Source organism: Flagellimonas flava (assembly GCF_050617915.1).
GTDB lineage: Bacteria > Bacteroidota > Bacteroidia > Flavobacteriales > Flavobacteriaceae > Flagellimonas > Flagellimonas flava_A.
The window spans coordinates 292,591-316,221 of record NZ_JBODQE010000001.1; the positions used below are offsets into that span (position 1 = coordinate 292,591).

21 protein-coding genes and 1 other RNA gene are annotated in these 23,631 nt (G+C 43.3%); 14 read left to right on the forward strand and 8 right to left on the reverse strand.

Going from position 1 to position 23,631, the window contains the following annotated elements; all coding sequences use genetic code 11:
- Positions 1-125: 125 nt before the first annotated feature.
- Complete coding sequence (pheT, locus tag ACRHOZ_RS01285; RefSeq protein WP_431121486.1) at positions 126-2,546, forward strand: phenylalanine--tRNA ligase subunit beta; 2,421 nt, start codon at positions 126-128, stop codon at positions 2,544-2,546.
- Here the strand turns inward: pheT and ACRHOZ_RS01290 are convergent.
- The gene (locus ACRHOZ_RS01290) at positions 2,538-3,089 is read right to left on the reverse strand and encodes a fasciclin domain-containing protein (RefSeq protein WP_431121488.1); all 552 of its coding nucleotides are present in this window, start codon (positions 3,087-3,089) and stop codon (positions 2,538-2,540) included. The two genes, pheT and ACRHOZ_RS01290, sit on opposite strands and share 9 nt — an antisense overlap.
- Positions 3,090-3,313: 224 nt before the next feature.
- On the opposite strand from ACRHOZ_RS01290, the gene ACRHOZ_RS01295 reads away from it, so the two are divergent.
- Positions 3,314-4,033, forward strand: a complete 720-nt coding sequence (locus ACRHOZ_RS01295; RefSeq protein WP_431121490.1) for a hypothetical protein — start codon at positions 3,314-3,316, stop codon at positions 4,031-4,033.
- On the opposite strand, the gene ACRHOZ_RS01300 is transcribed toward ACRHOZ_RS01295, so the two are convergent.
- Entirely contained in the window at positions 4,034-5,665 is a 1,632-nt protein-coding gene (locus ACRHOZ_RS01300; protein WP_431121492.1) for an ABC-F family ATP-binding cassette domain-containing protein, read from the reverse strand.
- A gap of 171 nt (positions 5,666-5,836) precedes the next feature.
- Here ACRHOZ_RS01300 and ACRHOZ_RS01305 point away from each other — a divergent pair, with 171 nt between their 5' ends.
- A complete protein-coding gene (locus tag ACRHOZ_RS01305) occupies positions 5,837-7,222 on the forward strand; it encodes a TlpA family protein disulfide reductase (protein WP_431121494.1) in 1,386 nt (461 codons plus the stop codon).
- 35 nt (positions 7,223-7,257) lie between these two features.
- Here ACRHOZ_RS01305 and fsa read toward each other — a convergent pair whose 3' ends face one another.
- The 4 genes from fsa to ffs form a co-directional block, all read right to left on the reverse strand.
- A complete protein-coding gene (gene fsa, locus ACRHOZ_RS01310; RefSeq protein WP_420399939.1) occupies positions 7,258-7,914 on the reverse strand; it encodes a fructose-6-phosphate aldolase in 657 nt (218 codons plus the stop codon).
- Positions 7,915-8,016: 102 nt separating this feature from the next.
- Positions 8,017-8,433, reverse strand: coding sequence for a hypothetical protein (locus ACRHOZ_RS01315; RefSeq protein WP_431121496.1), 417 nt, complete (start codon positions 8,431-8,433; stop codon positions 8,017-8,019).
- Positions 8,434-8,469: 36 nt separating this feature from the next.
- The gene (locus ACRHOZ_RS01320; RefSeq protein WP_431121498.1) at positions 8,470-9,279 is read right to left on the reverse strand and encodes an SDR family oxidoreductase; all 810 of its coding nucleotides are present in this window, start codon (positions 9,277-9,279) and stop codon (positions 8,470-8,472) included.
- A 58-nt stretch (positions 9,280-9,337) separates the two neighbouring features.
- Positions 9,338-9,436: signal recognition particle sRNA small type (gene ffs / locus ACRHOZ_RS01325), an RNA gene on the reverse strand.
- Positions 9,437-9,511: 75 nt separating this feature from the next.
- Between ffs and ACRHOZ_RS01330 the strand changes: the two genes are divergently transcribed.
- The 9 genes from ACRHOZ_RS01330 (at position 9,512) to ACRHOZ_RS01370 (ending at position 17,623) form a co-directional block, all read left to right on the forward strand.
- Positions 9,512-10,579 carry a glutaminyl-peptide cyclotransferase gene (locus tag ACRHOZ_RS01330; RefSeq protein ID WP_431121500.1) on the forward strand — a complete coding sequence of 356 codons (1,068 nt, stop codon included), beginning with the start codon at positions 9,512-9,514 and terminating at the stop codon, positions 10,577-10,579.
- Positions 10,579-10,974, forward strand: coding sequence for an acyl-CoA thioesterase (locus ACRHOZ_RS01335; RefSeq protein WP_431121502.1), 396 nt, complete (start codon positions 10,579-10,581; stop codon positions 10,972-10,974). The genes ACRHOZ_RS01330 and ACRHOZ_RS01335 overlap by 1 nt, the downstream gene beginning before the upstream one ends.
- Complete coding sequence (locus ACRHOZ_RS01340) at positions 10,971-12,512, forward strand: choice-of-anchor Q domain-containing protein (RefSeq protein ID WP_431121504.1); 1,542 nt, start codon at positions 10,971-10,973, stop codon at positions 12,510-12,512. The genes ACRHOZ_RS01335 and ACRHOZ_RS01340 overlap by 4 nt, the downstream gene beginning before the upstream one ends.
- A 129-nt stretch (positions 12,513-12,641) precedes the next feature.
- Positions 12,642-13,376 carry a LytR/AlgR family response regulator transcription factor gene (locus tag ACRHOZ_RS01345; protein WP_431121506.1) on the forward strand — a complete coding sequence of 245 codons (735 nt, stop codon included), beginning with the start codon at positions 12,642-12,644 and terminating at the stop codon, positions 13,374-13,376.
- 137 nt (positions 13,377-13,513) lie between these two features.
- A complete protein-coding gene (locus ACRHOZ_RS01350) occupies positions 13,514-13,675 on the forward strand; it encodes a hypothetical protein (RefSeq protein ID WP_431121508.1) in 162 nt (53 codons plus the stop codon).
- A gap of 22 nt (positions 13,676-13,697) precedes the next feature.
- A complete protein-coding gene (locus ACRHOZ_RS01355; RefSeq protein ID WP_431121510.1) occupies positions 13,698-13,916 on the forward strand; it encodes a hypothetical protein in 219 nt (72 codons plus the stop codon).
- 107 nt (positions 13,917-14,023) lie between these two features.
- On the forward strand, positions 14,024-16,114 hold the full coding sequence (locus ACRHOZ_RS01360; RefSeq protein ID WP_431121512.1) for a tetratricopeptide repeat-containing sensor histidine kinase: 2,091 nt from the start codon (positions 14,024-14,026) through the stop codon (positions 16,112-16,114).
- Between the two features lie 18 nt (positions 16,115-16,132).
- A complete protein-coding gene (locus tag ACRHOZ_RS01365; protein WP_431121514.1) occupies positions 16,133-16,801 on the forward strand; it encodes a histidine kinase in 669 nt (222 codons plus the stop codon).
- A 174-nt stretch (positions 16,802-16,975) separates the two neighbouring features.
- The gene (locus tag ACRHOZ_RS01370; RefSeq protein ID WP_431121516.1) at positions 16,976-17,623 is read left to right on the forward strand and encodes a hypothetical protein; all 648 of its coding nucleotides are present in this window, start codon (positions 16,976-16,978) and stop codon (positions 17,621-17,623) included.
- Between the two features lie 46 nt (positions 17,624-17,669).
- Here ACRHOZ_RS01370 and glyA read toward each other — a convergent pair whose 3' ends face one another.
- Positions 17,670-18,944 (reverse strand): serine hydroxymethyltransferase, encoded by a 1,275-nt coding sequence (gene glyA / locus ACRHOZ_RS01375; protein ID WP_431121518.1) that lies wholly within the window; start codon positions 18,942-18,944, stop codon positions 17,670-17,672.
- Positions 18,945-19,195: 251 nt separating this feature from the next.
- On the opposite strand from glyA, the gene ACRHOZ_RS01380 reads away from it, so the two are divergent.
- Positions 19,196-20,401, forward strand: a complete 1,206-nt coding sequence (locus tag ACRHOZ_RS01380) for a hypothetical protein (protein ID WP_431121520.1) — start codon at positions 19,196-19,198, stop codon at positions 20,399-20,401.
- Positions 20,402-20,488: 87 nt separating this feature from the next.
- Here the strand turns inward: ACRHOZ_RS01380 and ytxJ are convergent, their stop codons facing one another.
- Positions 20,489-20,878 (reverse strand): bacillithiol system redox-active protein YtxJ, encoded by a 390-nt coding sequence (gene ytxJ, locus ACRHOZ_RS01385; RefSeq protein ID WP_431121522.1) that lies wholly within the window; start codon positions 20,876-20,878, stop codon positions 20,489-20,491.
- 144 nt (positions 20,879-21,022) lie between these two features.
- Here ytxJ and clpB point away from each other — a divergent pair, with 144 nt between their 5' ends.
- Positions 21,023-23,623 carry an ATP-dependent chaperone ClpB gene (gene clpB / locus ACRHOZ_RS01390; RefSeq protein WP_431121524.1) on the forward strand — a complete coding sequence of 867 codons (2,601 nt, stop codon included), beginning with the start codon at positions 21,023-21,025 and terminating at the stop codon, positions 23,621-23,623.
- Positions 23,624-23,631 lie beyond the last annotated feature (8 nt).

Genomic DNA, 23,631 nt, shown 5'->3' on the forward strand with positions numbered 1-23,631 from the left:
TATCATAATTTGTACTAAATATCGGGATTCCCTTTCAAATCTTACACCCATGGATTAAATCCTATCTTCATTTGCATTGAATGTCTTTCCCTATTTTTTATCTTTGTCCACTTTAAAATTGGGGTATGAAGATTTCTTATAACTGGTTGAAGCAGTTTTTGCAGATTGATTGGAAAGCGGCAAAAACCGGGGAATTGCTTACGGATTTGGGTCTTGAGGTGGAAGGTATCTCAAACTTTGAATCTGTTAAAGGAGGTTTGAACGGAGTGGTTGTTGGCCATGTCCTTACCTGTGATAAACACCCCAATGCCGATCGGCTTAAGGTGACCACTGTGGATGTTGGTGCAGAAACTCCCCTGAAAATTGTTTGCGGAGCACCCAACGTTGCGGCTGGACAAAAAGTTCCAGTGGCCACCATAGGCACCACTTTATACACTAAAGAGGGTGAATCTTGGCAAATCAAGAAAGGGAAGATTAGAGGAGAGGAAAGCCATGGGATGATTTGTGCTGAAGATGAACTGGGACTAGGTGAAAGTCACGATGGCATAATGGTTCTTAGCGAAGCTTTGCAGCCTGGAACCCCTTGCGCCAAAGTATTCGATATTGAAAATGATGAAGTTTTTGAAATCGGTCTAACTCCAAACCGAGCAGATGCGATGAGCCATTTTGGTGTGGCCCGCGATCTTAGGGCGGGATTGGAACAACAAGAAATTCATAAGGGGCTTTTGACCCCTTCCACCAGTAATTTTTTAATTGACAACCGCTCGCTCAAAATTGATGTCGAGGTGATTGATAGCGATTTGGCACCCCGCTATTGCGGTGTGACGATAAGCAATCTTATTGTCCAAGAATCCCCAGATTGGTTAAAGAACAGATTAAAGGCTATCGGTCTATCGCCCATAAACAATGTAGTTGATGTGACCAACTACGTGCTGCATGAATTGGGTCAACCCCTACATGCTTTTGATGCAGCCAAAATCAAAGGCAGTAAAATTAAAGTAAAGACTCTACCTGCAGGTACCAAGTTCATCACATTGGATGGTGTGGAACGGGAACTTCACCAAGACGACCTTATGATCTGCGATAGCGACAATCCCATGTGTATTGCAGGTGTTTTTGGGGGAATCAATTCAGGGGTTACCGAACATACTTCGGCAATCTTTTTGGAAAGCGCCTATTTTAATCCAGTTTCCATTAGAAAGTCAGCAAAGCGCCATGGTCTAAATACCGATGCGTCTTTCCGATTTGAACGGGGAATCGATATCAACATGACTGAATACGCCCTTAAAAGAGCCGCCCTTTTGATCAAGGAAATTGCTGGCGGGGACATTAGTTCGGAAGTGGTTGATCTGTACCCAAAAAAGGTTCAGGAAAGACATGTGTTCCTCACCTTCGATAAAATCAATTCTTTGATCGGTCAGGAAATTCCAAGAGATACCATTAAGTCCATATTGTCTTCCTTGGAAATCAAGGTAAACAACGTTACCGAGTCAGGACTGGGACTTACCATTCCCAACTATAGAGTGGATGTAGAGCGTGAGGTTGATGTAATTGAAGAAATTCTAAGAGTATACGGTTACAACAATATCGATTACAAGGAGAAGTTAACGGCATCCATAGCCCAAACCTCCAAATTTGAAAATCACAGAATTCAAAATGTCGTAGCCGATATGTTGGCAGCCCAGGGTTTCTACGAAACCATGACCAACAGTTTGGTGGCTGCTGAAACCGAACAACGTTTGGAATCAGATACAAATTCGGTGGGCATGCTAAATCCGTTGAGTGCGGATTTATCGGTGTTGAGAACCCAAATGTTGTCTTCTGGTCTACAAACCATCGCCTATAATATTAACCGACAGAAAAACGATTTACAGCTTTTTGAGTTTGGGAAGACCTATCATAAGGTGGCTGATCAAAATCAAGAAAATCAACATCTATCTCTTTTTGTTACCGGTGAAAGAAATAGAAACAGCTGGGCCGTTGGTTCCAGAACCACCGATTTTTTCTTTTTGAAGGGAACCCTGAATTCCATTTTTGAGCGATTGGGCTTAAAAGATATCAAATCAGCCCCCACTAGCGAAAAAGTACTTACCGAAGGTTTGAGCTACAGTTGCGGCGGCAAGCAGATTGCCTCTTTTGGATTGGTTTCCAACGGTATCTTAAAGAAATTTGACATCAAGCAAGAGGTATTCTACGCCGATTTGGATTGGGATGCCATTCTTGGTTTGATCAACACGCAAAATGTGGTTTTCCAAGAAATTCCGAAATATCCTGAAGTCTCAAGGGATTTGGCTTTGTTGTTGGATGAAAAGATCTCATTCCAACAGGTCTACGACCTGGCATGGAGTACGGAAAAGAAACTCCTTAAAAATGTCAATTTGTTTGATGTTTATTTAGGCAAAAAACTTCCCGAAGGGAAAAAGTCCTATGCGGTGAGCTTTACCCTTTTGGATGAAAAGAAGACCTTAACTGATAAGCAGATTGATAAAATCATGTCCAAGTTGATGACGCGTTACCAAAAGGAATTGGGCGCGGAACTAAGGTAGAGATCCCCAAGCGTGGGTTGGAACAATAACACTGTCTATTTCGTGGATTACCCTGTTGCCTTGGCTCACATCTGCTGTGGTTATCCTAGCCGTGTTGCCCACAGGATCGGTTAATACAATGTCATATCCATCCAAATGGGCTACCAGCTTTTTTCCCTGAATGGTGGTAAAACTGGCTTTGCCATTCCCTTTGCACATGGCTCTTAGAATTCGGGAAGCGGTTAGATGCCCCGCAACAATATGATAGCCCAAAAGCGATTTTAGTGCACTTTTGTCCTGTGAGTTCATTAATTCTTCTATTCTACCTTTTGAAAAGCGCTCAAACGCCGCATCAGATGGGGCAAAAACAGTAAAAGGTCCTGCATTGTCCAATATGGCATCCATTTCCGTGGCCTTTACGGCAGCAAAAAGAATCTTATGTTGTTCAGATTGGTGATTTTCCCCTATTGTTTCCGTGTTATCCACAGCAGTTTCTTGAGCGGATACCCATGTAGAAGAGACAAGACACAGGCCAAGTAGGATTTTGGAAAAGGGGGTTTTCATAAACTTATAGTAATCTTTGGGGCTTTCTATCTGAAGGTAAAAAATCGTATGCTTTTACGTTCAAATACCAAAAACTTCGATAAGATACATTATTTTGGCCAATTCCGGCTTTAAATAAAGGCTTGACAGAACATTTAACAAAATGTTAACATTTACGCTTTTATTCCTTCCTCACGATCTTTTTTTCAAATCACTAACTTTGAAGGAATTGCAGTGAAAAAAAGATGATTTTGCCTTCCACCAACATCCAGCAAAAACTAAATAAGCTTCGGAATAATGAAAGTTCCGGGGATGCCCTGCTGCAAGAAATCCGAAATTACTTGGCTAGGGAACAAAAAGTCGATGACCGAATCAAAAATCAATTAAAACATACCGGGCAAACCGACCCTAACCACTTCCATTTTGATCTGTTGGACACGGAACGAATATACCATCTGGAGCACATCAAAAAAATCTGTATTGATTATCGACTTCGGTTTTTGGACAGTCAATACTTCAAAGGCGAGTTGCCGCAGGAAGCCCTAAACCAAATCAAAAAATTGGAGGCACAGCATCAAATCCAGCTGGGCGGATATAAAATAATGGCTCCTTCAAAATTATTCAAGCTTAAGGATAAGGACGACCCCCTGCTGTTTGTTCCCATGGGCAACAATTACTTTTATTTGGTGCACCAATGGGGCAACGACCTTCACCCCCTCAGAAAATGGTTGGTCTGGCCCTTTAAGGGCATGGTCAATCTGGTGCTCTTTACTCTGTTATTGAGTTACTTGACAACCCTTTTGGTACCCGATGGCCTGTTCTCCAAAAACAATTCCACAGCAGAGTTCTGGATTATCTTCTTTTTTATGTTCAAATGGATAGCAGCCGTGGTCATTTTTTACGGCTTCGCTTTGGGGAAGAACTTCAACCCCGCTATTTGGAACAGCAAATACTTTAACGCTTGATTAGACCGTTTCCAAGGCATACATCTTATCCCGCTGAGCCTTGATGGATTTATCAGACATATAATCGTCAAAGCTCAAATAACGGTCAATGGTTCCCTTTGGGGTGATTTCTATAATCCGAGTGGCTACCGTATGCACAAATTCGTGGTCATGCGTGGTCAAGAGTACCGTGCCCTTAAAGTTTTTCAGCGAATTATTAAAGGCCGTGATACTTTCCAAATCCAAGTGGTTTGTGGGTTCATCCAACAACAAAACGTTGGCCCTAAGCATCATCATACGGCTCAGCATGCATCGCACCTTTTCACCACCAGATAGAACTGTACACTTCTTTAAGGCCTCTTCCCCGCTGAACAACATTTTACCCAAAAATCCACGGATGTAAACCTCCTCCCGCTCTTCTTCGGTCTTGGCCCATTGGCGTAGCCAATCCACCAAGTTAATGTCCTCATTAAAGAAGGAAGCATTGTCCGCTGGCAAATAGGACTGGGTGGTAGTAACTCCCCATTGGTAGGATCCGCTGTCCGCTTTTCGCACACCATTGATGATATCATAGAAAGCGGTTGTAGCCCTAGAGTCCCTAGAGATAATGGCCACCTTGTCCCCTTTGGCCAGATTAATGTTGACATCCTGGAACAGCAAGTCCCCATCCTCTGAAGTTGCGGATAGTTTTTCCACATTCAAAATCTGATCTCCAGCTTCGCGTTCACGATCAAAAATGATGGCCGGATATCTTCTACTGGAAGGTTTGATATCTTCAATCTTAAGCTTGTCCAACATCTTTTTACGTGAGGTTGCCTGCTTGCTCTTGGCCACGTTGGCACTGAATCGTTGGATAAATTCTTGGAGTTCCTTGGCCTTCTCTTCCGCTTTTTTATTCTGTTGGGCACGTTGTCTGGCCGCCAACTGGCTACTTTGGTACCAAAATGTATAGTTTCCGGAGAAAAGGTTAATCTTTCCAAAATCGATATCGGCAATACTGGTGCAGACTGCATCCAAAAAGTGACGGTCGTGGGACACCACAATGACCGTGTTGTCGTAATTGGCCAAAAAGTTCTCCAACCAGTTAATGGTCTCATAATCCAAATCGTTGGTAGGCTCATCCATGATCAATACATCGGGGTTGCCAAAAAGCGCCTGTGCCAAAAGCACCCGAACCTTAAGCTTGGAATCCATATCCGCCATGTTGGTATAATGCAGTTCTTCCGTGATTCCCAAATTGGACAAAAGGGCCGCGGCATCACTATCGGCATTCCACCCGTTCATTTCTTCAAACTGTACCTGAAGCTCCCCAATCTTTTCAGCATTCTCATCCGAATAATCCGCATAAAGGGCGTCTATCTCCTTCTTGATTTTGAAAAGGGGCTTATTTCCCATCACCACGGACTCCAAAACTGGAAATTCGTCATAAGCATTGTGATCCTGCTCCAAGATGGACATTCGCTTTCCTGGTTCCAGGTTCACACTCCCTGATGTGGGTTCGTTCTGCCCGGATAAAATCCTTAGAAAGGTAGATTTCCCTGCCCCATTGGCGCCAATAATACCATAACAATTTCCATGGGTAAAGGTCACATTGACCTCATCAAACAACACCCTTTTTCCAAACTGTACCGATAGATTTGATACTGATAACATGCAACGATAAATTTTGCTGCAAAAGTAGCTAAAACCTATTCGTATTTCCAATTTAAAACGAGATTATTAAACTACACAAAAACAAGCTTTTACAACATTTAACTAGCCATTAACAAGCTATGGCTTCTGCTATCCGTAATTTTGTTGGTCAAATGTGATTGTTTCCATTGTATGATTAGATTTTTACTCGGCCTCTCCCTTTTCTCCATTTTGGCGTGTACTGACAAATCAGGAGAATGTCCTACGGTCTTTTTTGGAGGGGAAATAGTGAATCCTACCAGCGAGTATGTTGTTCTTTACAGAAACGACACCTATATCGATTCTGCTAAATTGGACACCGGAAATCGCTTCTCCTTTAAACTTCAGGGCATAGAGGAAGGGCTTTATCATTTTGACCACAATCCGGAACTTCAGTATCTATACTTACAAGAAGGCGATAGCATCCTCATCCGATTGAACACCATGGAGTTTGATGAGTCCTTGGTATTTTCAGGTGAAGGGAGTGAAATCAACAATTTTTTGATCGAGATGTTTTTGGCCAATGAAAAGGAGGAACATGAAGTATATGGACTGTTTCATCTTCCCCCGGAAGAGTTCCGATCAAAGATGGATTCGCTCCAAGCTGCCAAGCTGGAACATTTGAATGAACTTGTTGCAGAAAACAAATTGTCCGAAAAGGCCATTAACCTGGCCAAGGCCTCGGTAAATTTCCAAAGCTACACCCACCGGGAAGCCTATCCGTTTTACCATAAGAAGAAAACAGGAAAAGAGGAGTTTCCCAATTTGCCCGATAGTTTTTACGCATACCGCAAAACAGTAAATCTCAATGATCGGGAGCTAGCATATTTCAGACCCTATTTTGACTACATCAAATACCATTTTGGGAATCTTTCCTATATGGCCTGCATGGAAGATTGCGGAGTAATGGAAAAGCCAGCCTTGGGACGATTACATTACAACAAGCACAAATTGAGTTTGGTGGATAGTTTGGTTGATGACAACGAGCTTAGAAACTTGTTGTTCCGTAATATTGCCATGGATTATCTTTTAAGGGAACATTCTGCCAGTCAAGAGTGCCAAATTTTTATTGATAAGTTCCGCAAACTCTCCTCTAGTGACGAGCACAAACAAGAGATAAACGACCTCTATGATGGTATCCAAAAGCTACAGCCCAACAAGGAGCTGCCAGATGTTTCTATTGTTGATGTAAATAACGAGCCAGTGTCCATCAAGGAAATAGGAAAGGATGGGAAAACGCTTTTTTACTTCTGGACGGGATCACAAAAAAAGCATCTGAAAAACGTCATTAAATATGTGGCCAAGTATCAGAAGAAGCATCCAGAGTACCGCTTTGTGGGCATCAATGTAAAAACGGGCTACACCCAATGGCAGAACTTATTGGAAGAGCACAATCTGGATAAAGCCAACCAATTCCATGCCGCCGACTTTGAAGAAATCCAAACGACCATGATTTTGGATGATCTGTATAAATGTGTGATTACCGAGGATAATGTGATTGTGGATGCCTTCGCCAATCTAAAAAAGCCCCAAATGTAAATTCAGGGCTTTTCCAAAATCAATATTCTTTTTATTTAGGAATTTCCTTTGCGGTAATCCGCCAAGAATTTCTCCAAACCTATATCCGTCAACGGGTGTTTCAACAATCCCGTAATAGATGAAAGTGGGCCCGTCATTACATCCGCTCCAATCTTGGCACAATCGATCACGTGCATGGTATGTCTAATGGAAGCTGCCAAGATTTGTGTTTCAAATCCGTAGTTATCATAGATCTGACGTATTTCAGCAATTAGGTTAAGACCATCGGTGGAAATGTCGTCCAATCTTCCCAAGAAGGGAGAAACATAGGTAGCTCCAGCCTTGGCTGCCAATAAAGCTTGACCAGGCGAAAACACCAAGGTGCAATTGGTTCGGATTCCATTATCTGAGAAGTATTTCAAAGCTTTTACCCCGTCTTTGATCATAGGCACCTTTACCACAATTTGATCATGGAGTTTGGCAAGCTCCTCCCCTTCTTTGACCATGTTGTCAAAATCAGTGGAAACCACTTCTGCAGAAACATCCCCATCTACAATGTTGCAGATGTCCACATAATGTTTCAATATATTCTCAGTTCCGGTAATACCTTCCTTGGCCATGAGAGAAGGGTTGGTGGTAACCCCATCCAAAACACCCAATTGCTCCGCTTCGGCAATTTGGTCCAAGTTGGCCGTGTCTATAAAAAATTTCATCCTTCTTAAGCTGTTTTTATGTTGTAATAGAATTCGTTGCGAATTTACAACATTAAGAAGGCACGGCTTCACAAATGGGATAAAATAAATGTTAGGAGGCCACTATTCCACTACCTGAATTGTGAACTGTCTTGTGGTTGAATCCGAGCAAGTTGGACTGCCATCGTATCCATAGTAATCATAGGATTCCACAAAGAGTTCCACGGTAAATCTATATGTGCCACGTTCCTCTGGTCGCCCAAAAAGCTCCACGGACCTACGTCTAAAGTCATAGGAAATACCTGGCGGAAGATCGCCATAGACCACAAAATCATAAATATAATCGTTGTCGTTGACCTCGTTACTGATCTCCGCAGTTACCTCGTCATAGTACCTTTCCCCAACAAAACCTATTTCCAAAGGTCTATCATGAAGTTCTGGATTGATGTTGAAAACGCACTCGTAAATCTCGTCGCAGCCTTGAAAAAGAAAAATGGATGCTGCCAATAAAATGATGGTTGTAATGTTCTTTGGTTTCATGTTTACAATGAAATCAAAAAACATGCCATCATATTTCTACAGCTTGTAATGGTTGAGCAAAAGCTTCTCGTAAATCCGGCCAGGAAGCACTCTTTTCAGTACTAGCGAAAGCCTTTGCGTAAATTCTCCAACCGGATAGTGCACCTTAGTTTTTTTCTTTAGAATGATCTGATGGACTTTCTTAGCCACCTGTAGGGGATCCCCACCCGCATCCACATGCTCGTTCATCAAATCCAAACTGCGCTGGTAATCCTCTTCATAGGCTGAACCCTTCATCACAGGAGCATGATAACGTCCAGCAGCAATATTGGTGGCAAAATCACCAGGAGCCAAATTGGTGATGGATATCCCAAATTTCTTGGTTTCCATCCGGAGCGCTTCGGTAACTAAGTTTAAGGCGCCTTTAGTAGCCGAATAATATCCCCTAAAGGGTAATCCCATATAACCTGCAATGGAAGTGGTGTTGATGATCAGTCCCCCACCCTGCTTCCGCATTTGGGGCAAAACGGCCTTCATCATATGTATGGGGCCATGAAAATTGGTATCAAACACATTCAGAATCTCCTCATGGGGAGTTTCCTCAATGGGACCTGTAATGCCAACCCCAGCATTGTTGATCAGCACATCCAACCTTCCTTCCTTGGAAATGACCTCACTTACCGCTTCATGGACACTCTCAGGAAGTTTCACATCCAAACGGATAAGCTCAAAAGCAGAAAAATCAGGGTATTTGTCCGGATTCCGGGTAGTGCCATAGACCTTGTACCCCTTCTCGGTAAGATACGTGCCCACAGTTTTTCCTATTCCCGAGGAACCGCCGGTGATCAGTACAACTTTTTTATCCATGCTTGCAGTTTGAAATTGGGTTGGAAAGATACATGATCAGGAGAATTTAGGGCACAAAAAAAGGCAAGCTACCTACATCGCACCGCTACAACCACATACCCTTGCTGCGTTCCCGCCCTGGGGGATTCTGCAGGAGCTGGTCGTGTAGGACTTGCCAAATGCAAATATACGACCATTTTAAATTTGCTGCAATCCCATTTATCCTTAATTTCGATAACCAAGTCTGAACACAATGAAAAAAGCGATTAGCACCATGATCAAGCTACTTTCCATATTTGGTTTCCTGCTCTTTTTCCTCGGATGTGGGGAGGCCGACCCTTCCAAATTCTTTGCCATACAATTGGAAGGCAATGGCAACAAATTCCAGCAAGGGCAAGAGGTGGGCGTTTCCGTTAAAAACAAAAAGGAAATTGAGATTTCCAAACTCGAATATTCCTTGGATGGGGAAACCTTGCCTGTGACGGATGGCAAAATAAAATTGGATGCCGGTACTTTGGGCAATAAAACCTTGGTGGCAAACATCAGCTTTGGGGATCAGTCCATAGCCATTGAAAAAAAGATCAGGCTTTTGGCCGAGTCTGCTCCGGAAATCTACACCTACGAAATTCTTAATACCTACCCGCACGATCAAACGGCCTATACCCAAGGACTGGAATTTCACAATGGGATTTTATACGAGAGCACAGGGAAAAAAGGATTCTCCACGGTGCGTAAGGTAAACTTTGAAACCGGGGAGGTCCTGGATAAAATTGATATGGATGCCGATGTCTTCGGGGAGGGCATCACCTTGCTCAATGATCAGCTGTACCACCTTACCTGGCAAAAGCGAGTTGGCTATGTATATGACCCCAATACCCTGGAGAAAAAAAAGGATTTCAGTTATGGGAAAAGCCGTGAGGGCTGGGGGCTTTGCAATGACGGCACCAAAATCTACAAAAGCGACGGCACTGAAAAAATATGGTTCTTGGATCCAGAGACCCTTGAGGAAATGGATTATATAGAAACCGTGACCAACAAATCCATCTTTAACAAGGCCAATGAACTGGAATTCGTGAACGGGAAGATCTATGCCAATGTGTACCAAAAGGAAAGCATGATGATCATTGACGCCACCTCGGGCGCCATAGAAGGAGTCATCAACTTTGGGGGGCTCAAGAACAAAATAAGGAAGGGCGCCAATTGGGACGAAGGCAATTCCGTGCTCAACGGAGTGGCCTATCATAAGGAACGGGGCACCTTCTTCGTCACCGGAAAAAACTGGGACAAACTCTTCGAGGTTCAAATCCGAAAAAAGGACTGATGCAATCCTATTCCGAAGTCCTGACCGTACAGGAACAGGATCTGGACGACAACCAGCACGTAAACAACGTGCGCTACGTGGAATGGGTGCAGAACATTTCCAAAAAGCATTGGGAAGCCGCCACGGATCCAGATATACGCAAGGACATGATTTGGGTGGTCAAAAATCACAATATCTCCTACCAACGTTCTGCCCTATTGGGAGACGAGCTCCTGCTAAAAACCTATATACAGAAAACCCAAGGCCCACTCTCGATCCGGATAGTGGAGATTCTTCACAATAAAACAGGGCAACTTATAGTTAAGGCTATTACGGAATGGTGCCTTTTGGACGCCCATAGCTTACGACCCAAACGCGTCCCGGAAACCATCCAAAAACTATTCAAGGGAACGTGAACCGCTGGTATATCAAATCTTTGGCAATCTGCACGGGCTTGATGCTCATCATCTTGGCCGCCTCCTGCCGCAAGGATTTTGACTACGAACCAGACTCGGGCAATTTGTCCTTTTCCAAGGATACCGTTTTCCTGGACACCATTTTTACCAATATTGGAAGCGCCACCTATACCTTAAAGGTATATAACAAGGGCGTGAGGGATATCTTGGTTCCTTTTATTGGTTTGGAGACAGGGCAAAACAGCAGCTACCGACTCAACGTGGACGGGCTGGCCGGTAAGGAATTCACGGATATTCCACTTTTGGCCAAGGATAGTCTTTTTGTCTTTATAGAGACCACCTATGATGTGGCGCCCACCAACCAAAGCGAATTTTTGTACACGGAAAACCTTTTATTTGGTACTGGCCCCAACACCCAAAACGTACCCTTGGTCACCTTGGTTAAGGATGCGGTCTTCCTCTATCCCGCTACCCAGTCCGATGGTACCAAGGAAACCCTGGTGGTAGGCCAAGATTCCGATGGCAACGACATACGAGTGGAAGGTTTTTATCTGGAAACTGAACAATTGCTTTTCACCAAGGAAAAACCCTATGTGGTCTACGGTTATGCTGCAGTCCCAGACGGAAACACCTTAAATGTGCAAGCAGGTGCGCGGGTGCATTTCCATAACAATTCGGGCTTGATCGTGGAAAGTGGAGCCTCCTTGCACGTAAATGGAAGCCTAAGCGAAGATCAAGAACTTTTGGAGAACGAGGTCATTTTTGAAGGTGATCGTTTGGAACCCGCCTATGCAAAAGAACCGGGCCAATGGGGCACCGTCTGGATTAAATCAGGAAGCACCAATAACCATTTGGAACACCTAACCTTAAAAAACGCCACCTTGGGCTTAAGGGTAGAAGGCGAAGCACCTTGGGACACCCCTACCCTTACCCTGCGCAATAGCCAGATCTATAACAGTCTCAACCATAATCTTTGGGCCACCTCGGCTCGCATTCTGGCAGAGAATACCGTTTTGGGTGGAGCAGGCGGCTACAGCTTTCTGGGACATGTAGGTGGCAGATATCAATTTACCCACTGCACCCTGGCCAACTATTGGAGTAATGGATTTAGAACCGGCACAGCCCTGGCCCTGGATAATTTTGAGGGATCTACAACTATGGACTTGGAACAGGCGGATTTCATCAACTGTATTGTTGACGGTAGCATGTCTGTGGAATTTAGTTTGCAGGCAGATGCTAGGTCGGCCTTTAATTTTAGCTTTAGAAATTGCTTGCTCCAGTTCAACAGCAGCGACAATAGCTTTGAAAATGATCCACTATATAACTTTGGGGACGCAGATCGTTATATTGATGTAATTTTTGATAGCGACACGGATTTTTTCTTACCTTTTGATAACCAATTTCATATAGGTTCCAATTCGTTTGCCATAGATGCAGCCGACCCGGATATAGCCCCCCCAATTCCCATGGACATCCGAGGTACGGATAGGCTGCCCAATCCAGATATTGGCGCATACGAGTTTGTTCCGAAAAATTGACTTTTTTGGAATTTTTAAGATAAAAACCCTCGAAAAACGCTGTTTTTGCGGGAATCCCCCAGTTTTTTTAAGGGAAAAATGCAACGAGTTTTTTTGAGACGTTATTAACTTGCAGCCAGGGTTTTACATATGGATTATACCTACACCATTATCGATTCCAATGCTGCTTCCAAGCTCCAATTACAAGTGTACTTGAGAGAATATGGAGACTTTAGCTGTGTAGGTACCGCCGCCAACCCCGAAAACGGTTTGAACACCATTCTAAAATTTGCCCCGGATGTGGTCTTGATCAATCTTCAGGACGAGGGTATGGGTTATTTTCATATGGTATCCGAACTGAACCAGTTCTTGAGTAGCCTTCCCATTATCATAGGTTACTCCTCCTCAAAAAAATATGCATACAACGCTATAAAAAGTGGTTTCTTTGATTATTGGGTCTTGCCGCACAACGAGTTTGATGTGCGCAAGACCATTTTAAGGCTGCGCAAGAGTTTTCCCCAACAAAATGTTCCCGCCACGCTCTGCCTTAAGACTTATAATGACTATAGGTATCTGGACACCACCGATATCCTATACCTAAAATCTGACAACAATTCCACGGACTTTTTTATGCGCAACGGCCATGTGGTGAGCGCCTTTAAGACTTTAAAGTCCTTTGAGGAGCAGTTGCCAGAGAGCTTTGTCCGTATCCACCAAAGCTATATTATCAATAGCCGCTATGTGCGCCGTATCAATTACGGAAAGTCTATCTGCACTTTAAGGACAGAGAACCAGGACGAGCTACCCTTCTCCAAGACCTATAAGGAAAAAGTGGACACCCTAAAGGAAATGCTCTCCAAAACGGCAATTAACACTTATAATTAGTGTAATTCTTACACATTTCTGCAAAATTCTAACACAATTCGTTCATTTACTAAAACATTTAGGTCACTCGCTTTCTTTCTGGATCACTAAGATAACTTGGCTGTATAAACCAAATTTTCTAACCAAAAAATTTAAAGATGATGAGAAAGGTTGTAAGTATTTTTGCCGTAGTAGTAATGACAATGGGATTGTTTTCTTGTGAAGCAGATAGCGTAAGTGAAACCGAAAACCTAATGGAAAGCTTGGAAGACCAAGACTCCTCCACTGGAAGTCAAGGAAATAGTGACGATAGACAGTAATTATTAAATTATTCCAACCCAAATGAGAAACTTTACTCTCAAAATCATATTCGCCTTTTCAGTTTTTTACATTGTTTCTTGCAATCACGAAATCAATAATGAGACTGATGCGCCTTCTGACAAGAGACTGATTGCAGAAACTGCAAAGTCAGAAAATACGGAGGAGCAAAACAAGAAGTTATTGGCCAAAAACCAATTTTCACACGGGAAATACTTGGCGGACGATGATCGAGAGTTGTAACCCACAATAATCTTATTAGAAAGCCCCATAACCCATCAGGTCTGGGGCTTTTTTTATACCTTGTAGTAAAAGAAAACAAAACTCTACCCCCATTTTAGCACAGAACATTGAAAAACAAGCTCTTAATACTGCTTCTGGTTTTGCTATGCACCTGCGGAAAGCAAACTACAGTTGTTCCTGTCTCCAAAGAGTCTGAACAAATCAACGCTTGGATTGATACCTCGCGAGATAGTACGCATCTACCCTTGGAAACACGCAAAGGATTTTTAAGTCAATCCGCGGATTTGGCCTATGGTATTGCCAATGATACTATCCGATTGGATCATCTTTCTAGAATTTCCTTGGCCTACAAACGTTTGGAAGATTCCGTTGGATTCCGAAAAATGAATCAACGGGTATTGGAACTTGCAAGCCGAGGCAAACTTTACAAAGCCGAAGGGGAATCGCATTGGGACATGGCCTCCTTTCTTAAATCCTACGGTGTTATGGACAGTGCTTTCTACCACTATCAGAAAGCATATAAAAGCTTTCAGCAATTGCCTTTAGATTCTACATCCCTTTCCCTTAGAGGTAGAATTTTATATAACATGGGGTCTAGACAAGATTTTTTTAAGGATTATCTGGGAGCTGAGAAAAGTGTTACCGAAGCGTTAAAAATATTTATTGATTTAGAGGATAACTTAAGAATTTACAATTGCCATAATTATCTGGGAATGATAACCGGTAATATGGAAAATTATGACAAATCACTTGAGTACTATAAAAAGGCAGGTGAAAACATTAAGAAATTGAGCAAAGAAGATGGGCAAATACTCCTCTACCAAAACAAAAATAATATTGCTCACACTCTTTTGGGTCTAAAAAAATATGATGAATCAGAAAACGCCTATAAGGAGCTATTATCCAGCAAAGAGTTAAAAAACAAGGCTCCCGAATTGTATGCGATAGCAATGGCTAGTCTAGCCAACGTTCTTTTTATGAGCAAATCTGACTACGATGAATCCAAGAAACTGCTATTAGACGCAATGGCTATTAATAATCAATTAGGTTTTTCAGAAGATCAAGCTAGGGTAAAACAATTTTATGCAGAAATATTAACAGCTCAGGGCGACACCCTCAACGCGAAGAACGTGGCAAAGGAAGGATTGGAATTGGCCAAAGCATCTTCCAATAACTTCCACCATCTGGAAATCCTGCGATTGCTTACTCATATTGATTCGGAGAATGCAGTAACCTATTCTGATGCTTTTTACAATCTTAGCGAAACCATTAAGGAAGAAGAGCGAACCACCAGAGACAAATTCGCCCGTATCCGTTTGGAAACGGACGAGGTAATCCAAAGAAACGAGGCTCTTACCCGGGGCAAGCTTATCTGGACTTTGGTGGCCATTGGCCTGTTGTTGTCCGCCATTGCGTTGTACATCATCTTTACCCAACGGGCCAGTAACAACAAGCTCAAATTTGAGCAAAAGCAACAAGAAGCCAACAAAGAGATCTACAACCTAATGCTCTCCCAACGGGGCAAGTTTGAGGAAGGTAAAAATCTGGAGAAGAAACGCGTATCCGAAGAGCTTCATGACAGCGTGCTGGGCGATCTGCTGAGCATTCGCATGTTCATGGGCGTGCTTAACGAACAGAACGACGAATCTGCCATGGAGCAGCGGGCCCAAATGATCGAAAAACTACGGGAAGTAGAGGAAGAAATCCGCACGATCTCCCACGAAATGAACAAAGCTTCGTACGAAAAATTTTATAACTTTATCGTTTCCTTGGAAGAGCTGGTGGAGACCATTGAAGCTTCTTCGGGAATTGAATGTTCCTTTACTTATGACGACGATGTGGAATGGGATGCCCTGGACGGCGACATCAAGATAAACAGCTATAGAATTGTGCAGGAGTCCCTTAAAAACAGCGTCAAACATGCCCAATGTAACCAAGCCCTCATTGCCTTTAAGCTGTCAGATGGTATACTGACCCTGACCATACAGGATGATGGTGTTGGTTTTGATGTGAACAAGGGCAGGAACGGTATTGGTCTTCGTAACCTGACCTCCAGAGCAGAGAAAATGAACGGAACCCTGCACGTGGACAGTGGAAAAGGAAACGGGACCACCATTACGGTCCAGATGCCCGCCAAGTATATTGGACCTCAAAACCCTTCAGACATGGAGGGACAAATGCAAATGCAAAATGCCTAAATCTTAAATACGGAACGTATGAAAACACTACGAATTTTAACCATTGATGATCATGAGATGACGATGCTGGGATACAAGTATATCCTGGAGCGCATTGTTTTTGAGGGATATTCCATCATTGTGGACACGGCCAATTCCTATGAACTGGGCAAACGCCTGATCGAGGAATCCGTGGACTCCTTTAAATATGATATCCTGTTTCTGGACGTGCAATTGTATCCGCCCAATGAAAATCAGCCGCATACTGGGGAAGACCTAGGTAAATTGGCCCGGCGGTTGGTACCCGAGACCAAGATCATATTCATGTCCTCCTTCAGCGATAATTTTAGGATCAACAGCATACTAAAGTCCGTAGATCCCGATGGCTACTTGATCAAAAACGACATAGACCCGCAAACTCTGGAAGATGCCGTGAAGACGGTAACCTTGAATCCTCCTTATTATTCCTCCAAAGCCTTGGCGGCCATTCGTAAAAAGTTAAAGAACGATATTGATCTGGATGAAAAGGATAAGAAGATTCTCTACCATTTGTCCATTGGTACCAAGAACAAGGATTTGGAACAACATATTCGTTTGTCGCCCTCTTCCATAGAAAACCGAAAAAGGCACATGAAAACCCTTTTTGGTACCGAAAACGAGAACGATCTTGCCCTGATTTTGGCGGCAAAAAACCGAGGGTTCATATAGCCGGTTTATAATCGCCCTAGGATCATTTCGCGAAGGCCGTTTTTTCATTTTTCCCAAAAAACCCTTAAAAAAAGGGGTAAATTGGGGGAAATCCCCAGAATTTTTAAGGATTTCCTCCAATTGAATAATAAAGTTTCGTTTTAACTTTGATAGGGAACACGATGAAGAAACGCAATGCCATACCAAAAAAGATCCAATCTTATTTTCCCCCTAACTGGTATCAGGACGTTTGTTGCTGCAGAAGGACTGGACGAATTCATTCGGGTTCTTGAAAAAGATTTTTTCGCGGAGTTGACGGTAAAATGTCAATATGAAAGAGCAATTGAGAGAACCGAATTAATTTTAGATGTTTCTTGCAACTTTGGTCTTACCGAAGGTTTGCACCATTTCAGCACTGGTAATTGGGGTGGATTTTCCTGCACCAAAAATGGAAAATCCTCTTTTGACACTGCCTTTGAGCAGTTGAGCAATTTGAATGACGGAAAAATAGACATCGCCGAGCTGTCTATCCACTTTAAGGACACCTCCGTTATTATATCTAGAATCCAAGATTACAGCATCCCGGATCAATTGGGGGCTATTATCAACAAGGCCAGTGAACATTTTGTGTATTTCACAAAAGGCCTGACGGAAATGCCCTATGAAATCTTTGTATCCGTTTTTGAGGACGCTTCCCAAAAGGGAGGTTCCTTGGAAAATTGGGAACAAAGCTATTTTGAACACTGGGGACTGTACTTTGAAGATGACCCACAACACGATGTGATGGTCTATTCCTTGGAAAGCAAAACCATGAAGAAAGAAGATTTTTTCCTCTTGGACTAAAACTCCTTTCTACCAGTAAGGGCTGTAAAGAAACGCCTTGTCCAGTTTAAGCGCTGAACAACGGTCTTGAATGCATAAGGTCATGCACCTTTTGCTTGATTCCCGCTATGCTCTTCTCGTTGGTAGCATCCATTAGCACCTCATCAATGTAGCCTACAATGGTTTCCATATCAGCTTCCTTGAGTCCACGGGTGGTTACCGCAGAAGTTCCAAAGCGAATTCCAGAGGTAATAAAGGGCGATTGATCATCAAAAGGCACCATGTTCTTGTTGGCGGTAATGGCAGCCAGTTCCAATGCCTTTTCGGCATCTTTCCCGGTTATGTTCTTGTTCCTTAGGTCTATGAGCATCATATGGTTGTCCGTGCCCCCTGAGATTACTTTGTAATCCCTGGCCACAAATGCCTTCGCCATGGCTTCCGCATTTTTCTTTACTTGGATGATGTAATGCAAGAAGTCATCCGTAAGAGCTTCTCCAAAAGCTACGGCCTTGGCTGCGATGGTATGCTCCAAAGGACCTCCTTGGTTTCCCGGGAAAACGGCCAAATCCAAAAGTCCGGACATTTTTCTCAAGTTTCCGTTCTTCAATCGGATGCCGAACGGGTTTTCAAAGTTCTCTCCCATTAAGATCAGTCCACCTCTTGGCCCGCGAAGGGTTTTGTGGGTGGTGGTGGTCACAATATGGCAATGTGGAATGGGGTCGTTCATAATACCCTTGGCAATCAAGCCCGCTGGGTGCGAGATATCTGCTACCAAAAGGGCACCAACGCTGTCCGCTATTTCCCTAAACCTCTTAAAATCCATATCCCGTGAGTAGGCAGACGCCCCTGCAATGATCAGTTTGGGTTTTTCCTTATCGGCAACTTCTTGAATTTTATCGTAGTTGAGCATCCCTGTCTCTTCTTCCACCCCATAGAAAACGGGATTGTAAAGTTTCCCTGAGAAATTTACGGGAGAACCGTGGGTCAAATGCCCACCGTGCGAAAGATCAAATCCTAAAATGGTATCACCAGGTTGAAGACAGGCATGGTAAACCGAGGCGTTGGCCTGGGAACCAGAGTGAGGTTGTACGTTGGCATAGGACGCACCAAACAATTCCTTGGCCCGGTCAATGGCCAATTGCTCAATTTGATCTACTACCTCACAGCCTCCGTAATATCGTTTTCCTGGGTAGCCCTCAGCGTATTTGTTGGTCAACACGGAACCTGCGGCCTCCATCACCTGGGGGCTCACAAAATTCTCGGAAGCAATAAGCTCCAAGCCTTCCAGCTGTCTTTCTTTTTCGTCTTCAATGAGTTCAAAAATCCGGTGATCTCTTTCCATTTTTGCCTTTGAATTTAGAAGTGCTAAAAGTACGAATAGAAAAGCTAACGGAACTGAAAAAAAATGTGCCAAAAATCAATTTTATCAAACAACAATTAACAATTTTCCGCTGTTGGTTTGAGAGTCAAAATCGGGTTCAATTTGTGCATTTCATCGATTTTATACTACCGTTGAACCTTTTTCGTTAATAATTTGAAGGTTTTTGGCACGGCTGTTGAAAAACCAACCATAACCAATAAAATCAAAAAGCCATGAAGAAAATACTACTCTTTGGTACACTGGTACTACTTGTTGCCTGCGGAGGCGTTAAAAAGACCCAGGAAGCTTTGAATAGCGGAAACTACGTTTCTGCCATGAACAAGGCCATTAAGAATCTATCGGAAAATAAGACCAAAAAAGGGCACCAACCCTATGTGGTGCTATTGGAAGATGCTTTTGCCAAGCACACTCAGCGAGAGCTGGAACAGATTGCCTTTTTGCAACAGGATGGCAATCCGGCCAACTTGGAAAATATCTACAACAAATACCTGCATTTGAAGGAAATCCAACAACGGATAAGACCTTTGATGCCACTTTCCATTTACGAAGAAGGCAGGGATGCCAGGTTCAATTTCCAGAATTACGATTCTAGAATTTTGGCTACCAAGACCGATCTTTCCGAATATTTGTACAGCAATGCCAACAATATGTTGGTCAATGCAAAGGAGAAGTTTGAGTACCGATCGGTGTATAGCGAATTGAAATATTTGCAGGACATCAACCCAGGTTATAAGGAAACCATTGCCAAAATGGACGAAGCTTATAACAAAGGTTTGGAGTATGTGCGGGTTGAAATTGGGAATGAGACCGAACAGATCATCCCAGAGCGATTGGAAACCGAACTACTGGATTTCAATGCCTATGGCATCAATAATTTTTGGACAGAGTTCCATACTAATCCTTTGGAAGATGTGAACTATGATTATGCGCTTAATCTGAATTTCAGGGAAATCAATATTTCTCCAGAGCAGATCAATGAGAAGCAGATCATCAAAGAAAAACAAATCAAAGATGGGTTTGAATATTTGTTGGATGATGAAGGCAATGCCGTAAAGGATAGTTTGGGTAACAGAATCAAGGTGGACAAGTTTAGAACGGTGCGATGCAATTTCTACCAGTTCACCCAGTTTAAAGCAGCCCAAATTGGAGCCAAGGTGAGTTTTACCAATTTGGCCAATGGGCAGGAAATCAACTCCTATCCCTTAGCCAGTGAGTTTGTGTTTGAGCATATATATGCCAACTATAGGGGTGATAAAAGAGCCTTGGACACGGACTTGATAAACCTGCTGAACGTAAGGGCTGTACCCTTCCCAACCAATGAGCAAATGGTCTACGATGCCGGGGAAGATTTAAAAGCCAGATTGAAGTCCATCATTGCCCAAAACCAGTTTGTGGCGGACAATCAGTTCAATGATTAGATACTAAATAAAGTCAGTTCGAGCGCAGTCGAGAACCAATCCTTCAAAAAGGAGTTCCAGCTGCGCTCGTATTTTTTTCATTCCTTCCTAAACCACTTCCTTTAAATCCGTATCCGCTATTGCCCCATGTGAGGTATGGAAACTAGCTTCCCCGTTTTTTATGACGAGTAGTTGCGGGGATTGATGTCTTACCTGAAATTTACTTTCCACCGCATTTGATACTCCCCTGTGCGCGTGCAAATCCAAAAAGTAGATGTCATTTTCATCGCCTAGATCATAGCTTCCCGTAAACATATTCAAAACCATTCGGCTAATCCCACAAGTGGTGGAATGCTTAAATATAATTTGTGTCCGGGTTTTGGATTTTTCCGCAACCTCCTCTAATTGCTCCAAAGATTCCAAGGGAATCCATGGCACTTTTGTGGTTGCCTTTTCCTTTTCTTCCTTTTTCCCGAATATGTTACCGAATAATCCCATACTGCAAATTTATATGTTATGTCGAGCTTGGGCAAAAAGCTTACAAACTGACGAAATGTCCTGTGTTTTTGGGCTTTTAGCGACATTTTGACCGTCTTGGGCAAATGGTAGGGTTGTTGACAATCCCTATACAAAACGATTGAGATGAACTTTAACAACTTTACGATAAAATCACAGGAAGCCCTACAACAGGCTCAACAGCTTGCGCAGGAAATGGGGCATCAACAAATAGAAAACGAACACCTTTTCAAGGCCATTGGTCTGGTGGATGAAAACGTGTTGCCGTTCATTTTAAAAAAATTGAACGTGAACACTGCCTTGCTCGCCCAAATCTTGGACAAAGAATTGGAAAGCTTCTCCAAAGTTTCAGGAGGTGACATTATGCTCTCCCAAAACGCTGGCAAATCTTTGAATGAAGCCAATATTGTTGCCAAAAAGATGGGCGATGAATATGTATCCATTGAGCACTTACTCCTGGCCATTTTCAAATCCAAGAGCAAGATTGCCCAAATACTCAAAGATCAAGGGGTAAGCGAAAAAGACTTAAATGCTGCCATCCAAGAATTGCGAAAAGGGGGAAAAGTTACTTCCCAAAGTGCTGAGGACACCTATAATTCTTTGGACAAATATGCCAAAAACCTCAACCAACTGGCAGATAACGGTAAGTTAGATCCCGTAATCGGGCGGGATGAGGAAATTCGACGCGTGTTGCAAATTCTTTCCCGTAGAACCAAGAACAACCCCATGCTTGTAGGGGAACCCGGGGTTGGTAAGACTGCCATCGCCGAAGGATTGGCACATAGAATTGTTCAGGGCGACATTCCGGAAAACCTAAAAGACAAGATTATCTATTCCTTGGATATGGGTGCCTTGATCGCAGGGGCAAAATTTAAAGGAGAATTTGAGGAGCGCTTAAAAGCAGTGATTAAGGAAGTTACTTCTTCCGATGGTGACATAGTGTTGTTCATTGATGAAATTCACACCTTGGTTGGAGCTGGAGGTGGACAAGGCGCCATGGACGCGGCCAACATTCTAAAACCAGCCTTGGCCCGTGGAGAATTGAGAGCCATTGGGGCCACCACCTTGGACGAATATCAAAAGTATTTTGAAAAGGACAAGGCCTTGGAGCGCAGGTTCCAAAAAGTGGTCATAGATGAGCCCGACACCGAAAGTGCCATATCCATTTTAAGGGGAATCAAGGAAAAATATGAGACCCATCACAAGGTGCGCATCAAGGATGAGGCGGTAATTTCTGCGGTGGAACTGTCACAGCGTTACATCACCAATCGCTTTTTACCGGATAAGGCCATTGACCTTATGGATGAAGCAGCATCCAAACTCCGGATGGAAATCAACTCCAAACCCGAAGAATTGGATGTGCTGGACCGAAAAATAATGCAGCTCGAAATTGAGATTGAGGCCATTAAACGGGAAAACGATAAGGCCAAGTTGCAAACCTTAAATCTGGAACTGGCCAATTTGAAGGAAGAGCGCAATGAAATCTTTGCGCAATGGGAAAGTGAGAAAAGTGTGGTGGACAATATCCAAAAGACAAAGCAGGACATTGAAAACTTTAAGCTGGAAGCCGAACGAGCTGAGCGTAACGGGGATTACGGCAAAGTGGCCGAGCTACGCTATGGCAAAATCAAGGAATCCCAAGAAAATCTCCAAAAGCTACATGATGAACTGGCGGCCCAACAGACCGCTGGCACTTTGATCAAGGAAGAAGTGACCAACGAGGATATTGCGGAGGTGGTTGCCAAGTGGACAGGGATTCCCGTAACCAAAATGCTGCAAAGTGAGCGGGAAAAACTGCTGCAGTTGGAGGACGTACTCCACAAACGTGTGGTTGGCCAAGAAGAGGCCATTACAGCCGTATCCGATGCCATCCGAAGGAGTCGGGCTGGTTTGCAGGATGCCAAAAAGCCCATTGGTTCCTTCCTCTTTTTGGGAAGTACGGGAGTAGGTAAAACGGAATTGGCCAAAACCTTGGCCGCCTATCTCTTTGATGACGAAAATGCCATAACGCGTATTGATATGAGTGAATACCAGGAGCGGCACGCCGTAAGCAGATTGGTAGGAGCACCTCCTGGATACGTGGGCTATGACGAAGGAGGCCAGTTGACCGAAGCCGTTCGTAGAAAACCTTATTCCGTTGTGCTTTTGGATGAAATTGAAAAGGCACATCCAGACACCTTCAACATTCTATTGCAGGTATTGGATGAAGGTAGGCTTACGGACAACAAAGGTCGTGTAGCCGATTTCAAAAATGCGATTATTATCATGACCAGTAATATGGGTAGTCCGATCATCCAGGAAAAATTTGAGGATGCAGCGGATCTGGACAAGGCAGCCGAAGCAGCCAGAGTGGAAGTAATGGGATTGCTGCGCAAAACCATTCGCCCTGAGTTTTTAAATAGGATTGATGACATTATTATGTTTACGCCTTTGGACAAAGCCAATATCAAGGAAATTGTTCGTCTTCAATTGGAGCACCTCAAAAAAATGGTATCCAAACAGCACATTACTTTGGATGCCACTGAGGAGGCCATTGATTATTTGGCCATTAAAGGGTATGATCCCCAATTTGGGGCAAGACCCGTAAAACGGTTGATCCAAAAAGAGGTCTTGAACAATTTGTCCAAAGAACTGCTGGCTGGAAAAATCAAGGCAGAGAGCATTGTTTTATTGGATTCGTTTGATGATAAATTGGTTTTCAGAAATCAGAGTGAGTTGGTAAACTAAGCCCGCAT

Coding starts and splice junctions, on each gene's coding strand:
- ACRHOZ_RS01335 (WP_431121502.1), top strand. CDS start 10,579: ATGCAATCCTATTCCGAAGTCCTGACCGTACAGGAACAGGATCTGGAC.
- ACRHOZ_RS01350 (WP_431121508.1), top strand. CDS start 13,514: ATGATGAGAAAGGTTGTAAGTATTTTTGCCGTAGTAGTAATGACAATG.
- pheT (WP_431121486.1), top strand. CDS start 126: ATGAAGATTTCTTATAACTGGTTGAAGCAGTTTTTGCAGATTGATTGG.
- fsa (WP_420399939.1), bottom strand. CDS start 7,914: ATGAAATTTTTTATAGACACGGCCAACTTGGACCAAATTGCCGAAGCG.
- ACRHOZ_RS01355 (WP_431121510.1), top strand. CDS start 13,698: ATGAGAAACTTTACTCTCAAAATCATATTCGCCTTTTCAGTTTTTTAC.
- ACRHOZ_RS01305 (WP_431121494.1), top strand. CDS start 5,837: ATGATTAGATTTTTACTCGGCCTCTCCCTTTTCTCCATTTTGGCGTGT.
- glyA (WP_431121518.1), bottom strand. CDS start 18,944: ATGGAAAGAGATCACCGGATTTTTGAACTCATTGAAGACGAAAAAGAA.
- ACRHOZ_RS01290 (WP_431121488.1), bottom strand. CDS start 3,089: ATGAAAACCCCCTTTTCCAAAATCCTACTTGGCCTGTGTCTTGTCTCT.
- ACRHOZ_RS01300 (WP_431121492.1), bottom strand. CDS start 5,665: ATGTTATCAGTATCAAATCTATCGGTACAGTTTGGAAAAAGGGTGTTG.
- ACRHOZ_RS01380 (WP_431121520.1), top strand. CDS start 19,196: ATGAAGAAAATACTACTCTTTGGTACACTGGTACTACTTGTTGCCTGC.
- ACRHOZ_RS01345 (WP_431121506.1), top strand. CDS start 12,642: ATGGATTATACCTACACCATTATCGATTCCAATGCTGCTTCCAAGCTC.
- ytxJ (WP_431121522.1), bottom strand. CDS start 20,878: ATGGGATTATTCGGTAACATATTCGGGAAAAAGGAAGAAAAGGAAAAG.
- ACRHOZ_RS01295 (WP_431121490.1), top strand. CDS start 3,314: ATGATTTTGCCTTCCACCAACATCCAGCAAAAACTAAATAAGCTTCGG.
- ACRHOZ_RS01320 (WP_431121498.1), bottom strand. CDS start 9,279: ATGGATAAAAAAGTTGTACTGATCACCGGCGGTTCCTCGGGAATAGGA.
- ACRHOZ_RS01330 (WP_431121500.1), top strand. CDS start 9,512: ATGAAAAAAGCGATTAGCACCATGATCAAGCTACTTTCCATATTTGGT.
- clpB (WP_431121524.1), top strand. CDS start 21,023: ATGAACTTTAACAACTTTACGATAAAATCACAGGAAGCCCTACAACAG.
- ACRHOZ_RS01365 (WP_431121514.1), top strand. CDS start 16,133: ATGAAAACACTACGAATTTTAACCATTGATGATCATGAGATGACGATG.
- ACRHOZ_RS01315 (WP_431121496.1), bottom strand. CDS start 8,433: ATGAAACCAAAGAACATTACAACCATCATTTTATTGGCAGCATCCATT.
- ACRHOZ_RS01370 (WP_431121516.1), top strand. CDS start 16,976: ATGCCATACCAAAAAAGATCCAATCTTATTTTCCCCCTAACTGGTATC.